This is a genomic window from Bacillus sp. FF-1 (genome assembly GCF_028548245.1).
Classification (GTDB): Bacteria; Bacillota; Bacilli; order Bacillales; family Bacillaceae_G; genus Bacillus_A; species Bacillus_A paranthracis.
Map to the genome: position 1 here is coordinate 111,374 of NZ_JAQQGG010000006.1, position 14,840 is coordinate 126,213.

Sequence of the window (14,840 nt, forward strand, 5' to 3'; positions counted from 1 at the left end):
AACGTTAATAAATAAAAGAGACTGCCTATTGGCAATCTCTTTTAATGTATTAACGGAAAGAAGATACGTTATTACCCTTTGCTTCGTAATAGTCTAAAATACCTTGATAAATTGCTTCTGCTGCACTTTGTTTCTGTGCTGGTGTAGCGATTTTATTTGCATCATTCTTATTATCTACAAATGCTAATTCTGCTAATACAGCTGGCATTGTATTATATTTTATTACGTACCAATTATCCTTTTTCACACCACGGTCATATGTCCCAAGTGCTGCTACAAGGCGTTTTTGAATTTTTTCTGCTAATAAGCGACTGTCTTCCGTATGTGGATTCGTTGATCTTGTCGGTGCTGCTGCATAATAGAATGTTTCTGTACCGTGTCCATTTTTTTCATCCGAACCGTTACCGTGAATACTTACGAAAATATCACCCTTATTTTCATTAGCAAATTCTACTCTTTTTCTTAAAGAATCACTAGCATCTACTCCTGGGCGTGTATCGTTCGTACGTGTTAACTTAACAGTAAATGGTGTCTTTTTCTCAAATAGTTTTTGTAATCGTAAAGATGTATCTAATACGATTTGACTTTCTTTCTCGTAATAACCAACATTACCCGAGTCAATTCCACCGTGACCTGGATCAATAATAATTGCTTTACCTTCTAAGAAGTTCTCTTGTTTTACTGGGTTTAATTGATTTTTATCAACCCATTGGAAACCAGCGCCTACGCGGATACGAATCCAGCTTCCACTCTCTTCCATAACCGTTACTGTTTGTGCATTATATGTACCTAGCACTTTAGAACTATGTGAAGCTGTTTCATAAGTAGTAAATCCTTCATTAATCGTTTCTGTTTTTTCTGTTAGAGGTGTCCACTTCTCACCTTTACTTGTTACAATTTTTAACCAGCCGTCTGCTCTTTGTTCTTTCACTACAACCATTTGTGGCTTATGCTGAACATCAGTAATACCAGATGATAATGATGGTTGATGATATGTAATAAAGTTTCTGTTCATATACATTCTTTTTGATGTATCTGTTTTATTTTGATCAGCCATCGCAATAAACTGAGCTGCTTCTGCACGAGTTACAGTTCCTTCAGGCTCCCAGCCATTTCCCGTACCTTTAGAAATCTCTAAAGCTACTAAAATATTAGCTTGTTTCTTACCCCAATGAGGTTCCAAATCTTTAAACTGTGTTGGAAGTTCTCCAATAATTTTCTTATCTAATGAGTATGCTTGTACTAACATAGATGCCATAGATGCACGGTTAATTTTGCTTGATGGATTAAATTTACCAGTACCATCTCCACTAATTACACCTGCTTTTTCCACTGCAGCAATGTACGGAGCTGCCCAATGGTTTTGTGCATCTTTAAAAGATGGCTTTGCTTTTGGATCAATTGGTAAACCAAGAACGACTGCTAAAATTTTTGCAGCTGATCCTCTATCTACTGCTTCAGATGGAGAAAACGTTCCATCTGGCTTTCCATCAAGCGCCTTTTTTCCTACTAAATAATCAACTGATTGTTGCGCCCATGAAGGAACATCCGAAAACTTCTTCGCTGCTGCGAAACTACTTACTGGAGACGATAATAAACTTGCGGCTAAAATACCTGCCGCGACTGCACGATACTTCATAAAAAATAATACTCCTCTCGACAATCATCTTTTAATAACGCGTAATCTTAATATATAAATCCCTGCAAATTCGAACAAAAAAAATTAGTGCGCCTCTATTATTTTATAATACTCGAATTATGTAGTAAACCTAATTTCTTAATATTGTAAAATAAATTACAATTAATTTACTCTTTGTTAAATAAAGTCGATTTCTCTGCACACAAAAAATAGGCTACTAGAGGTAGCCTATTTCTTTTCTTATTCTGCAATCATCTCTGATAATACATATGCATAAACAAGTGCTTCTGTATGAGCAATCGAACTTTCATGTGTACGCTCAAATGCATGAGAAGAATCAATACCTGCTCCAATTAATGCATGTTTCACATCAAATCCAGCGCGAATTGCAGCTGATGCATCCGATCCATAGTACGGATAAATATCTACTTTATATTCAATATTGTTCGTTTTCGCAAGCTCTACTAAATGTTTACGTAGTGCATAATGATACGGACCACTAGAGTCTTTTGCACAAATAGATACTGTATACTCGTCAGATGCTTGTCCATCACCTAGCGCTCCCATATCAACCGCTAAATATTCAACCGTTTCTTCTGGAATGTTAGAGTTACCACCGTATCCAATCTCTTCATTGTTAGAAATTAAGAAATGAGTTGTATATGGTAATGTTACGTTTTCATCTTGTAATCGCTTAATTAATTTTAATAGAATCGCAACACTTACTTTGTCATCTAAATGACGTGATTTTATGTATCCACTCTCTGTAATTTGAACGCGCGGATCAAATGAAACGAAGTCTCCTACTTCAATTCCTAATTCACGTACTTCATCAGCTGAAAATACGCGCTCATCAATACGAACCTCGATATTTTTCTCATCACGTTTCGCTTCACCTGCATCTTTATATACATGCACAGATGTTTGATGCATTAAAATCGTTCCTGTATACGTCTTACCGCTTGATGTTTCAATTTCACAATATTCTCCTTCTACAGAGTTCCAGCGAAATCCGCCAATCATAGAAAGACTGAGACGACCATCTGGCTTAATTTCTTTTACCATCGCACCTAACGTATCAACGTGTGCTGTTAATAAACGGTGCTGTGCATCATTTTTCCCTTTTACCGTTAAAATAAGAGCGCCTTTATTGTTACGCTTCGTTTCTACATTCCACTCACTTACATAGTTTTCAATAAAACGAATGATTTTCTCTGTATTTCCAGACGGACTTGGAATAGAGACAAGCTCCTTAATCAATTCCATCGTTTCTTTCGTATGATGTGCCATTGTCATTTCCTCCTCATTTTTCCTATTATTTAGTATACCGAATTTACTATAAATCCTCTACTCATATAGCTTAATTTTCTAAATTATAGTAAAATTCATTTTAGTATATAAAAGGAGTTATACAATATGAATATATCAAAAAAATATGTACACATTGCACTCATTTGGTTTCTAGCATCATTACTTTGTTTACAATTTTCTTATGCAGTTCATACTACTACTTCTATTACAACTGGCTGGGTATTAACAGCTATCTTCTTCATTATTAGCTTAATTGCAACAAAAAAGCATAGCGTTAATGAGTAACGCTATGCTTTTCCTACAAATCTATTCTTCTGAAACATCCAACAAGTAAATACCTCTTTCAAACCCACCGCGCTCTATCTCTTTTTGCTTACGAAGACGTTCTACATCTTCAATTGTCGCACCTTCTGCACGCGCTAATGAGATGATTACTTCCAGTGCATCCGCAAGAGAATCAAGCGCATGTTCACGCTCTTTCATAGAAGCAAATTCACGAATTTCTTCTGTTCCAATTTTCGCTAAAGCTTGTATGTATGCTTGTCCTGTTAATTTTTGTGCTGTATATGTTTTTCCAGACATTAAAATCTTCTCTGGAACACGATCTCTTACTAACTTGTTATATACTGACATCATCCACCCTCCTATGTTTAATAACAGCCGAGCTCTGCCTTATAAAATAACCACTCTTTTTTCACACAAGCACTTAACATATCAATTCCTGATCCGTGTGCCCTTACTGCCGGAAAGAAATAATGCTCTGGTTCTTCTTTCTTATCGCCATATAAGGTTTGGTACTCATCAGGAATCGCCTCTTTTTTCACATCCCGTTCTTTCTCCACTTCACCTGAGAAAGCAACAATTGGATGCCCTTCAAAGAATAGTGCAGTTCGTACCGCAAGAGATGGTGTACTATGCAAAGCATAATAAGTAAGTAAAATAATAACGATAACACCAATAATTTTCTTCATGTATTACTCCTAAAAAAAGTGCTAACACAATTATACTAAAATGTGTTAGCACTTTCTCCCCTTTACCTTAAATTAACCGTTAGTAAAACTATTACTACACTTTATTCTCCTTTAAATGCCGGCAAACGTTTTTCTAAAAATGCAGCAATACCTTCTTTATGATCCGCAGTTTGTCTCATCGCATATTGACCGCGTTTTTCAAGCTGCAATGTTTGTTCTAAATTGGAGCGATTTACTTCACATAAAATTTGTTTCGTTTGAATCATCGCTTTAATCGGTTTTTGTGACCATTCACTAATCTTTTGCTTCACAGCTGTTTGGAAATCCTCGCCAATTACTTCATCAATTAAGCCGATATCAAGCGCTTCGCTCGCTGATAATTTCTTTCCTTCCCAAATAATTTGCTTCGTCATATTTTCACCAACGCGCTTTTGAAGGAAGAAATGGCCGCCGCCATCTGGAATTAAAGCGATTCCAATAAAGTTCATCGCAATAATGGATGAAATATCTGCCATCACATAGTCAGCTGTTAACGCAATACTTAATCCAAGACCAGCAGTTGGTCCATGAATCGCACTAATAACGAGCTTTGGCATCGTATATAAAGTCACAACGACTTCAGAGATAGTATTCATAATTCCATCAAACTTGCTTTCATCATTACTTGAAAGCATCGATTTAATATCTCCACCCGCAGAAAAACCACGGCCGTTCCCGCATAACACAACAATGTGTGCAGAACTCTCCGCTACTTCTTTCAGTTTTTGTAATAACTCTTTTAACGTTGGCTCATCTAATGCATTTAACACCTCTGGGCGATTGACCATAACCGTTGCAACGTGCCCTTCATATTTCACAATGACAGATTCTGTTTTACTTGTTACTTCCATTATATATACCCCTCTTTTCTACACAAAGATTATACTTATATAATTATAGAAAGGATGTGAAAAACCCTTCTTTTTTCTTAATTTTCTGTCTAATAATCTCGTAATTTGTATATCACCTTGCATAAAACATACAATTTCGTTGAAAAATATAGAAATTAAAGTCGGTTTATCCCGGCTCTTCATCTATTTACCATTACAATGAAATGGTGTATTCTTAAGTCTGATATAAAAATTAAATATAGAAATTCATTCCCCTTCCTATTATATAGAGGGGTGCTGAAATAAAGGAATGAAGAAATGGAGGAACATATGGTTACTAAGTTAAAACAGACGGATAACTACTTCCCGCATTTCCTACTGCTATTCATCGTGTTTCAACCAATTTTAGATTTATTAACGTCTTTTTCAATCTATATATTACACATGAGCGCAACAGTCGGAATCGTAGTCCGTTTCGCCTTTATGCTTCTTGCATTAGGTTATCTACTTCTTCATCATAAACAACAAGGCGCGAAAAAGTACATTCTCTATTTATGTTTACTCGGCATTGCACTGGCAATCGGTCTTGTAAATAATATGATGGTTAAATCTCCAGTTTCATTTGGAGAAGAAGTTAAATTTATTTTAAAGAGCATATATCCAATTGTGCTACTGTTTGGATATATTATCGTCTTTAAAGAGCTAAAAAATAAAGAATATGTGTTTCATAAAATCATTACATATTTCTTATATGCAACTTTAATTTTAAGCATCACAATGATTATCGCAATGCAAACTGGCACTGATTTCCCAAGCTATCCTCACTCAAAAATTGGCTCGAGAGGTTGGTTCTTTGCTGGAAATGATTTAAGTGCTCTCTTCGCGATTATGTTCCCAATCGTTGTCTTATATTCGATTTATAAAACAACTTCTTTCTCGAAAATATATTACTGGATTCCAACAATACTTGCGATGTATGCAAGTATTATGGTCGGAACAAAAGTTGGATATGGTGCAATTGTGCTAACATTAGGCGTAGCACTTTTCTTCTCGTTCATTGAATATATGATAAACCGTAAAAAAGAAAAAAAAGGATTCACATATCTTGTAAACACCATCGTTGCAGCAGTTGTACTAGGAGGTTTAATTGTTCTTACACCGCATACTCCTATCGCAAAAAATATGGGAATCCACATGCAAATATACGAATACAAAAAATCAGTACAAGAAGAACAGGATAAAAAAGAAGGAAAAGTAATTAAAGAAAATCCAGAGGATGCAAAAAAACACGCAAAAGGTGAACTAACAGACTCTGAAGTGAAGAGTTTAATTTATAGTGATCGGGACAAATTCTTAAAAGTATACAAACAATACTATAAAGAAGCACCGCTCTCACAAAAACTTTTTGGAATGGGTTACGCTGGTAACTACACAGTTAAAATTAAATTAATTGAAATGGACTTCCATGACCTATTTTTCGCCTTTGGAATTATCGGTTTCCTTATTTACTTAATACCACTTCTATACTTCGGTATTAAACTGTTCATCCGTATGATCACAAACTTTAAGAAAATTATAACTGTAAAATATATGCTATTATCTAGTACACTCATCCTATCACTTGGCATTGGCTTTATGTCTGGTCACGTATTAACAGCGCCATCTGTTAGCATTTTTTTCATCGTTATACTTGCCTACTTAATTGTTGATTTAGAAATAGAATAGAAAGAAGCAGCATCTATTTGGATGCTGCTTCTTTCTACTCCAGTCATAATTGCTTTTTCTCGCTTAATTAAATTTTTTGTGGACTACTAAAAAAGATCGAATCACATGAAGATTCGATCTTTGAAACAAAACTATTTCTTTCTATTGAAACGATGCATGAATCTGCTCCAGCACCTCATCAATATTATCCTTCGTAATAACAATCCCAAAATCTTTCGGCACATTACGATCTTCTTCATTTACAACTTTATGTGCAATTATCTTTCCGACTTCTGGCCTGAAATGATGTCCATCCATATAATTATCTAAGTTCTTTGTTACTGAATTTAAATACATGAAATGATGCACTTCTCCAAATACATCGACAGCATCATGGAGCCACCTTTTATAATCTTCCCAACGCCCTGATTGAATCATCGCACGGAACAACGGCTCTGAAACAGGAGTTGTAAAAATATAAAACTTTGTATTCGGATTATGAGATTTTACAGTTCCTAATATTTCCTTCATATTTTGATACTCATAATTCCCGCCATAAATCTCTCTACTAAATTTATCTACTTGCGCGGCAATTTGTGTGTCACGCTCTTCTTTCGTATACTCACGCATCGATTTTATGTTATCGCGATTATATACATCAATAGTCTTATTGTGATGAATGGAGTTTTGAATTGTATTTCGGGAATATGTAATCCCATCCATACTCACATACGATTTAATTGGATATAGTAAGCTTTGTGCCTCATTAATATATACTTCTGGCTTTTCAAAACCGATTTCTCTATTTTTGTTCGTTCCAAGGAAATCTAAACCAATCACAATAGAAGATAATTCACTACCTTTTCTCTCTTTTGCATATTCAATGTACGCATCGTACTCACGCGGATCTGTACTACTTACCGCATAATTAAATGCGTTTAATCCAGTAAAATCATTCTCATTGATAAACGTTGTTCTACTACTTCCAAGTATAACGCCATCATAAGTAAACGGACGATATGTTATATAATTCGTTTTTTGTTGTCTCTCATTAAACCCAAACTGAACATTATTCCACTTATTTTTATGAGAGAATAACCAAAGTGAATCTGCATAGCCATTAAATATTCCAACACCTGCAAGTGGAACAAAAACACATACAAAAACGAAAATAAGCCACTGTTTGTTTTTCATATTCTCCACCTAGAAATTAAAGTATAAAAACTCACTAATACTCGTTAAATGCAATACACTATACACAAGTAATATTGCAGTAAATAACGCCGTCCATACTGTCGGACGGAATGAGTCTTTTAACTGAATTGAATTTTTTAAGAAGAAACTAATACATAATGCTCCGAAAATATACGCTACTATTTCCGTATTTAATAATGAAACATGGTATGCTTCAGTAAATGAAACACCGTACCCTTTTAAAAATTGTAGCTTCTCAATAACAAATACCGGGAATACGCTATTGGCTAGTTCGAATCCATTAAATCCAAACATTCCTTTTAACACTTTCACCGCATCATGCATCGATGTTGCTCTAAAGAATACCCACGTTATATTAATGAAGAAAAACGTCACGAGCCATCCCGCCCAGGCCGGCATGCGCCCTCCTGCTTTGTTCCACAAACGATGAACGACAGAAGCTAATCCGTGCAGAAATCCCCAGAAAATAAATGTCCAACCAGCCCCATGCCAAAGTCCACTTATTAAGAAGACAATCATAATATTGACGTATGTACGCGTAATACCTTTTCGATTTCCTCCAAGAGAAATATACACATATTTCGTTAAAAACTGGCTTAATGTCATATGCCAACGATGCCAAAAGTCTTGTATACTCACCGCTTTATAAGGTGAGTTAAAGTTTTGAGGCAATTTAATGTTGAACATTAACGCAATTCCAATTGCCATATCGCTATATCCACTGAAATCAAAGTATAACTGAAATGTAAACGCTAATGATGAAAGCCAAGCTTCAACAAAGGTTAGCGACTGCTGTACATCAAACCCTTCCCGTACGACAGGAGATAAAACGTCTGCAATCCCTACTTTCTTGAAAATACCGATGGCAAATACAAAAATACCGAGAACGATATAATTTGATTGCCAACGCTTTTTACTACGATCCGCAAATTGCGGCATAATTTGCGCATGGTGTACAATTGGTCCTGCAATAAGTTGCGGGAAAAATGTTACAAACAGAGCGTAATCAAGAAAATGACATGCCTCCGTTTCCCCGCGATATGTATCTACTAAAAACGCAATCTTTTGGAATGTATAGAAACTAATCGCAAGCGGTAACGTTAATGATAATAATGTAAAATGAGTTCCAAATAACGAATTTACATTTTGCAAAAAGAAATCATAGTACTTGAAATAACTAAGCATTCCTATATTAAATAGTAAGCCTACTGTTAAAAGAAGTTTACTCTTATGCTTCACGAGCCTCATTCCGATAAAGTAGTTCACAATGAGCGATACTAACATAAGCGGCAAATACTTTATGTTCCAATAACTATAGAAAAATAAAGATGCTGCCACAAGCCAAGCTTTTGCTAAAGTAGTTTGTCCAAATTTATTTAATAAAAAATATAAAAGAAATGCTATCGGTAAAAATAAAAAAATAAACTCAAACGAGTTAAATAACACACCATCTCTTCCCTTCTAAACAAATCACACCTTATTCATCTTATCTTATCCAGATAGTGGGTGTCAAAAGGATTCCATACCGCTTTTCTTCTATTATATAGAATAATTATTTTAATCGAATTATTAACATGCTAAAATATTAAAGGCACTATTATAAAAAAGAATATATAATAGATATGTCGTTTTTTTACGAAATGTATTTCGAAAAAGTGAGGAGAGTCCTTTGGTATTTAGTAGTTCGATTTTCTTGTTTATCTTTTTACCTCTCGTATTATTTCTCTATTTTATAGTGCGTGCCGAGCTACGTAATTTCGTATTACTTGCATTTAGTTTAATTTTCTATGCATGGGGCGAACCACGTTTCGTTCTTTTAATGCTCTTTTCCATCGTATTAAACTACTGCTTCGGCCTACTCGTGCATCATTATGATAAACGAAAAAATATGAAAGTCACATTTTTAATTATGGCTGTAGTCGGAAATATACTATTACTTTCTTATTTTAAGTATATTTCATTTTTCACAGACATTTTAAACAACATATTGCACTTATCTATTCATGTGGAACCTATTCCACTACCAATTGGAATTTCATTTTATACATTCCAAGCGATGTCCTATGTCATCGATATATACCGTAAAGATGGGGATGTTCAAAAAAATCCACTTAACTTAGCGCTATATATCTCTATTTTCCCTCAGCTTATTGCCGGACCAATTGTTCGTTACAATATCGTCGCTGAGCAAATTAAAACGCGCATCCATTCTTTTGAACGATTCACAGAAGGTATTCAAATTTTCGTTCTCGGACTAGCAAAAAAGATATTAATCGCTAACCAAGTTGGATTTGTCGCTGATAAAATCTTTGCCTTACCACCATCTGAAATGAGTGTTGGAACGGCATGGATTGGTATTATCGCCTATACCCTGCAAATTTATTTCGATTTCTCAGGGTACTCTGATATGGCAATCGGACTTGGAAAAATGTTCGGCTTTGATTTCCCGAAAAACTTCAACTATCCGTACATCTCTAAATCTATTTCAGAGTTTTGGAGAAGATGGCATATTACACTCGGCTCTTGGTTCCGCGATTACATATATATCCCGCTCGGCGGAAACCGCGTTTCAAAACTAGCGAATTATCGTAACCTTTTCATCGTATGGGGGTTAACTGGTTTATGGCACGGGGCGAGCTGGACATTTATCGCCTGGGGCTTATATTACGGCTTTATTATTTCAATTGAAAAAGCTGGATTCGAAAAAATATTAAACAAACTATGGAAGCCGCTGCAACATGCATACGTATTACTAATCGTTATGATCGGTTGGGTGTTCTTCCGAGCTGACAACTTCGCTTACTCTTTCCAATATTTAAAAGCGATGTTCGGCATAGGTGGCCAATCTTTCATCGATGACAATACGATGTTATACGTACATGAATACATTATCGTATTTCTCATTGCCTTTATCGCAGCGACACCAATTTTAAAACGAATGAAAAACATACTAGAACTTGCGCCAAAAACGTATATGTTCACAATGCAATTTGTACGTCCTATATTATTACTAACATTATTTATGATTTCGGTTATGTACTTGATTAACTCAACATATAATCCATTTATTTATTTCAGGTTTTAACTGATGTAGGAAGGAAACGTTATTATGAAAAAATTGGGGAACCTCATCCTGTTTATCGGTTTTATCACCATTATCTTTTCATTTGGCATATTATCGTTACTCAAAACAGACCGAGACATTTCACCAGTTGAAAATCGGCCGCTCGCTCAAAAACCAGCACTTACGAAAGAAGCTCTCCTAACTGGTAGCTTCTTTAAAGATTTCGAAACATACACTAATGATCAACTAATTGGACGAGATGAGCTTATTAAAAACTATACGATTGCTCAAATTAATATGGGCAAATCTCTCATTAACGACATTATTTTAACTGATGATAAATGGCTCCTGAAAAACCCGGCGTGGACAAAAAAATATAATGAAATTGACCAATCCATGCCTGCTATAAACGATTTGTCTCAGTTTTTAAAAGAACAAAACGTTGAGTTTTACTTTGCTTTACCACCGTCAAAAACGAATGCATTATCATTTAAATTACCTTCTCATATTCACACATATGCACAGGAAAATTTAAATTACTTTCTAAAGAAGCTTCCAGCAGACGTAAAGCCAATAAAACTGATGGAACACTTTAAACAGAACTATACAAACGAAGAAATACAAGACATGTATTTCAAAACAGATCATCATTGGAATATGGACGGTGCCTTCTTAGGTTACCAATATATAATGAACACAATTGGGCAACAATCTTCTATATATAAAGGAAAAGAAATAAAAAAAGAAGACTACACTCGGACATGTGCGCAAAATAAACATTTAGTTGGAAGTTTTAACAACCAACTATACCAACTCATCGATGCCAATGGTGAAAAATTATGCTACTACACACCGAAAGACGGTTTCAACTTCACAAGCGTAACCGCAAAAGATGTGCAAGGTACTATTCACCAAAACTTAGATGAAATATACGGCGTAGAAAAACAAAAAGATACAACATCATACGCAGGTTATTACACAGATGACTATCCAGAAATCGTCATCGAAAATAACAATGCACAAAATGAAGTACGCGCCCTAGTCCTAAAAGACTCATTCGCAAACGCAATCGTGCCACACTTAGCACAAAGTTTCAAACACACATCTATCCTCGACCTGCGTCACTATCACGAAAAAGATGTATATCAATACATTCAAGACAACAACATTAACATGGTATTGTTCGTGTATAGTGATTCGAATTTGAGTGGGGATATGTTTAAGTTTAAGAAATAGAAAGAAGGCTCTTGTAAATTTACAAGAGCCTTCTTTCTATTAAAAAATCAGCGGGGATGAATCCCCACTGATTTTTTACTTTATCTATAATCGACTTATAGATTTGGATTGTTAAGAACGTTCACTTGTACTGCTTGTGAACCAATTTCACTTGTTACAACATTCTTATCGCCTAATACTTTGAATACTAATGTACCTTTGTCAGTGTACTTCGTAGTTAAAGCATCATAAATATCTGCTTTAAAGTTGTTGAATACTGAATCACTTGATGCTGTTACTGTTACATCGCCAAGTTTTTGGTCAAAGATGTCATAATGAGCATTACCATTTGTATCAAGGTAAAGAGTTCCTTTATCTTTGCCAGACTTCACAACACGTACTTTATGTTGTGTTTCTTTTGTTAAGTTAATACCTTTTACGATATCATCAAGGTTACTCTTCTCAAGTTCTAATACAGTACCGATGTTAATTTTCTTCTCAACGAAGTTTTCTGTTTGAACTGGTTTGAAGTCTACAGATTTAATAGCGATTTTCTCTTGAACGATTTCTAATGTCGCTTTACCAGCAGTTGCACCATTTTTCGTTAAGTGGATATCAACTTTACCTGGTTTTAAACCTTTAACAACAACTTTATTTCCAACAATTTCAGCTGTAGCTACTGCTGGATTTTTAGACTCAACTTCATAACCTTCTAAGTTTTCAGGATCAGAATATACGCGATCTGAAGTGTACTTAGATAATTGATACTCAACTGTGTTAGCCACATTTAAGTCAAGTTTTGAATCAGGTGATTCACCGTATTTACCTACTTTAGATACAAGTTCGAAGTTTTTGAATGCAACGTTACCTTCTGTTACGTTCACATATAATGAACCTAAAGTTTCACCGTTAGCATTTTGGAAGTGAACTGTACCTTCGCCTACTTCATTACCTGTAACACCAATTGTTTTTGTACCGATTGAGCCAGCATCAGTTGTTGTTACATCTAATTTTTTCACTACGCCAGTTTTTGGAAGAACCTCTTTAATTGCAGCTGTGTTAGCACCAAATGGATCGCCATATTGGTCAGTTGTTACGAAAGTAACAGGTAACTCTTTATTTTGAACAACTTGTAATTTATCTGGATTAGCTTTTACTGATTTTAACGTACGAGAACCAGTCGTTACTTTGAATTTAACGTCTTTTGTAACGTCGCCTACTTTAATAGTAAGTGTAGCTTCACCAGCAGCTTCAGCTGTAATGTAGTTGTTTACTACAGAGATAATACCGCTGTTTGAAGATTTAATGCTAATTGAGTTTGGATCAACTACTTTATCTTCTCCAGCGATTGTAGCAACTACGTTATGGATTTGTGCTTTTTCACCAACCACTAACGTTTGGCTGTTTAGTTTGAAGTCTTTTCCAGTCAATGTATTACCGTATACTACACCGTTTTTATCTGCATCTACCGCAAATACAGTACTCTTAATTGCAGAAGCTGGTGTATCAAGGTTTTTCACTGAAATAATACCAGTGTTAGAAACAGTTAAACCACCGCGTTTTGTAACTTGAACCTCTACTTTGTAATCACCGTGAGAAAGGCCAACACCAAGTTTACCTGTAGAAGAAGTTGACTTTCCACCCTCAAAAATGTTTGCTGGTGAACCGTCTAAGTTATTTGCTACAAATTTGACGTCATGGTTTGCTAAGTTTAAGTACTCAACATCAGCGTTACCTTTTTCGTCGTTTAATTTGAAGACAATTGCTTGACCAGCACGATCATCATCAAATGTAAGTTTTTCTACAGCTAATTTTTTCACTTCGTATACGAATTTCGCTACGAATGATTGATTTTTAACTTTAATGCTTAAGTCTTTATTAGGAGCTACTTTGCCACCAAGTGTTACTACAGCAGAAGTACCATCAGCACTTGCTTCAATCGCAACAGCTTTATCTCCTTCAAGAGTTACATCATCAGCAGAAAGTTTATCTAAACCAGTACCTGTTAATGTTAATTTCGCTGGTTCAGAAATTTTCACATCTGTTACATATGCTTGTGCATTATCTTTTTTACCATACTTTTTATCTGTTAATGCGATAAATTGAGCTGCTTCTGCACGAGTTACAGTTTTATTTGGCTCCCATTTCGTACCAGTACCTACAGAGATTCCAAGGTTAATTAGGATGTTTGCTTTTTCTTCACCCCAATGTTTTCTTAAATCATCAAATGTTGTAACTAACTCGCCATTAACTTTATCTTTTAAGTTATAAGCACTTACTAACATAGAAGCAAATGAAGCACGGTCAATCTTTCCTTCTGGATAGAAGTTTTCTTTGCCGTCACCTTTAACGATACCAGCTTTTTCAACTGCTGCGATATATTTAGCAGCCCATGTATTTTTAGCATCTTTGAAAGAAGGTTGAGCATTTTCATCAACTGGTAAATTTAAAATTTTAGTGAAGATTACAGCTGCAGAAGCACGATCGATTGATTCGGTTGGACCATATGTACCATCTGGCTTACCTACAATTGCACCTTTATCTACTAAGTAGTTAATAGATTCTTCTGCCCAATGTCCAGCTGGAACGTCTGGGAATGATTTACCTGCTGCTGCTACTGGAGATACAACACCTGCTACCATTGCTGCTGTCATTGTACCTGCGATTACTTTTTTGTAAGAGTTAGTCTTTGCCATTTTATAAATTTCCTCCTTCAGGAATATGCTACTAGTTTCACATCATATTAAATTTGAAAACTAGCTAGTTAGAAAAGCCATAAAACAATAAAAACATAAACAAAAACACTATAATGAAAAGTAGTTCACATAAAAAATGATACAAACCGTTAGATG

General features: G+C 35.2%; 12 protein-coding genes. 4 read left to right on the top strand and 8 right to left on the bottom strand.

Going from position 1 to position 14,840, the window contains the following annotated elements; translation table 11 throughout:
- Positions 1-49 precede the first annotated feature (49 nt).
- The gene (locus PQF83_RS19805) at positions 50-1,639 is read right to left on the bottom strand and encodes an N-acetylmuramoyl-L-alanine amidase (RefSeq protein ID WP_000877253.1); all 1,590 of its coding nucleotides are present in this window, start codon (positions 1,637-1,639) and stop codon (positions 50-52) included.
- Positions 1,640-1,879: 240 nt separating this feature from the next.
- Positions 1,880-2,929: a M42 family metallopeptidase gene (locus tag PQF83_RS19810; protein ID WP_000930097.1), complete on the bottom strand. Its 1,050-nt coding sequence runs from the start codon at positions 2,927-2,929 to the stop codon at positions 1,880-1,882.
- 126 nt (positions 2,930-3,055) lie between these two features.
- Here PQF83_RS19810 and PQF83_RS19815 point away from each other — a divergent pair, with 126 nt between their 5' ends.
- Positions 3,056-3,235: a hypothetical protein gene (locus PQF83_RS19815; protein WP_001027091.1), complete on the top strand. Its 180-nt coding sequence runs from the start codon at positions 3,056-3,058 to the stop codon at positions 3,233-3,235.
- A 21-nt stretch (positions 3,236-3,256) separates the two neighbouring features.
- On the opposite strand, the gene PQF83_RS19820 is transcribed toward PQF83_RS19815, so the two are convergent.
- From PQF83_RS19820 to PQF83_RS19830, 3 genes are all read right to left on the bottom strand, one after another.
- The gene (locus PQF83_RS19820; RefSeq protein WP_000118158.1) at positions 3,257-3,583 is read right to left on the bottom strand and encodes a nucleoside triphosphate pyrophosphohydrolase; all 327 of its coding nucleotides are present in this window, start codon (positions 3,581-3,583) and stop codon (positions 3,257-3,259) included.
- A 17-nt stretch (positions 3,584-3,600) separates the two neighbouring features.
- Positions 3,601-3,921, bottom strand: a complete 321-nt coding sequence (locus PQF83_RS19825) for a hypothetical protein (protein WP_000720155.1) — start codon at positions 3,919-3,921, stop codon at positions 3,601-3,603.
- 101 nt (positions 3,922-4,022) lie between these two features.
- Entirely contained in the window at positions 4,023-4,811 is a 789-nt protein-coding gene (locus tag PQF83_RS19830; RefSeq protein ID WP_000454170.1) for an enoyl-CoA hydratase, read from the bottom strand.
- A gap of 309 nt (positions 4,812-5,120) precedes the next feature.
- On the opposite strand from PQF83_RS19830, the gene PQF83_RS19835 reads away from it, so the two are divergent.
- Entirely contained in the window at positions 5,121-6,515 is a 1,395-nt protein-coding gene (locus PQF83_RS19835) for an O-antigen ligase family protein (RefSeq protein WP_000256702.1), read from the top strand.
- A 141-nt stretch (positions 6,516-6,656) separates the two neighbouring features.
- Here PQF83_RS19835 and PQF83_RS19840 read toward each other — a convergent pair whose 3' ends face one another.
- Entirely contained in the window at positions 6,657-7,688 is a 1,032-nt protein-coding gene (locus tag PQF83_RS19840; RefSeq protein ID WP_000792077.1) for a hypothetical protein, read from the bottom strand.
- 9 nt (positions 7,689-7,697) lie between these two features.
- Positions 7,698-9,155, bottom strand: coding sequence for an MBOAT family O-acyltransferase (locus PQF83_RS19845; protein WP_000898520.1), 1,458 nt, complete (start codon positions 9,153-9,155; stop codon positions 7,698-7,700).
- A 223-nt stretch (positions 9,156-9,378) separates the two neighbouring features.
- Between PQF83_RS19845 and PQF83_RS19850 the strand changes: the two genes are divergently transcribed.
- Both PQF83_RS19850 and patB1 read left to right on the top strand, forming a co-directional pair.
- Positions 9,379-10,794, top strand: a complete 1,416-nt coding sequence (locus PQF83_RS19850) for an MBOAT family O-acyltransferase (RefSeq protein ID WP_000232139.1) — start codon at positions 9,379-9,381, stop codon at positions 10,792-10,794.
- Positions 10,795-10,818: 24 nt separating this feature from the next.
- Positions 10,819-12,009 (top strand): secondary cell wall polysaccharide O-acetyltransferase PatB1, encoded by a 1,191-nt coding sequence (gene patB1, locus PQF83_RS19855; RefSeq protein WP_000733026.1) that lies wholly within the window; start codon positions 10,819-10,821, stop codon positions 12,007-12,009.
- Between the two features lie 95 nt (positions 12,010-12,104).
- Here the strand turns inward: patB1 and PQF83_RS19860 are convergent, their stop codons facing one another.
- Positions 12,105-14,684, bottom strand: a complete 2,580-nt coding sequence (locus PQF83_RS19860; protein ID WP_001140724.1) for an S-layer homology domain-containing protein — start codon at positions 14,682-14,684, stop codon at positions 12,105-12,107.
- Positions 14,685-14,840: the final 156 nt, after the last annotated feature.

Coding starts and splice junctions, on each gene's coding strand:
- PQF83_RS19805 (WP_000877253.1), bottom strand. CDS start 1,639: ATGAAGTATCGTGCAGTCGCGGCAGGTATTTTAGCCGCAAGTTTATTA.
- PQF83_RS19810 (WP_000930097.1), bottom strand. CDS start 2,929: ATGGCACATCATACGAAAGAAACGATGGAATTGATTAAGGAGCTTGTC.
- PQF83_RS19815 (WP_001027091.1), top strand. CDS start 3,056: ATGAATATATCAAAAAAATATGTACACATTGCACTCATTTGGTTTCTA.
- PQF83_RS19820 (WP_000118158.1), bottom strand. CDS start 3,583: ATGTCAGTATATAACAAGTTAGTAAGAGATCGTGTTCCAGAGAAGATT.
- PQF83_RS19825 (WP_000720155.1), bottom strand. CDS start 3,921: ATGAAGAAAATTATTGGTGTTATCGTTATTATTTTACTTACTTATTAT.
- PQF83_RS19830 (WP_000454170.1), bottom strand. CDS start 4,811: ATGGAAGTAACAAGTAAAACAGAATCTGTCATTGTGAAATATGAAGGG.
- PQF83_RS19835 (WP_000256702.1), top strand. CDS start 5,121: ATGGTTACTAAGTTAAAACAGACGGATAACTACTTCCCGCATTTCCTA.
- PQF83_RS19840 (WP_000792077.1), bottom strand. CDS start 7,688: ATGAAAAACAAACAGTGGCTTATTTTCGTTTTTGTATGTGTTTTTGTT.
- patB1 (WP_000733026.1), top strand. CDS start 10,819: ATGAAAAAATTGGGGAACCTCATCCTGTTTATCGGTTTTATCACCATT.
- PQF83_RS19860 (WP_001140724.1), bottom strand. CDS start 14,684: ATGGCAAAGACTAACTCTTACAAAAAAGTAATCGCAGGTACAATGACA.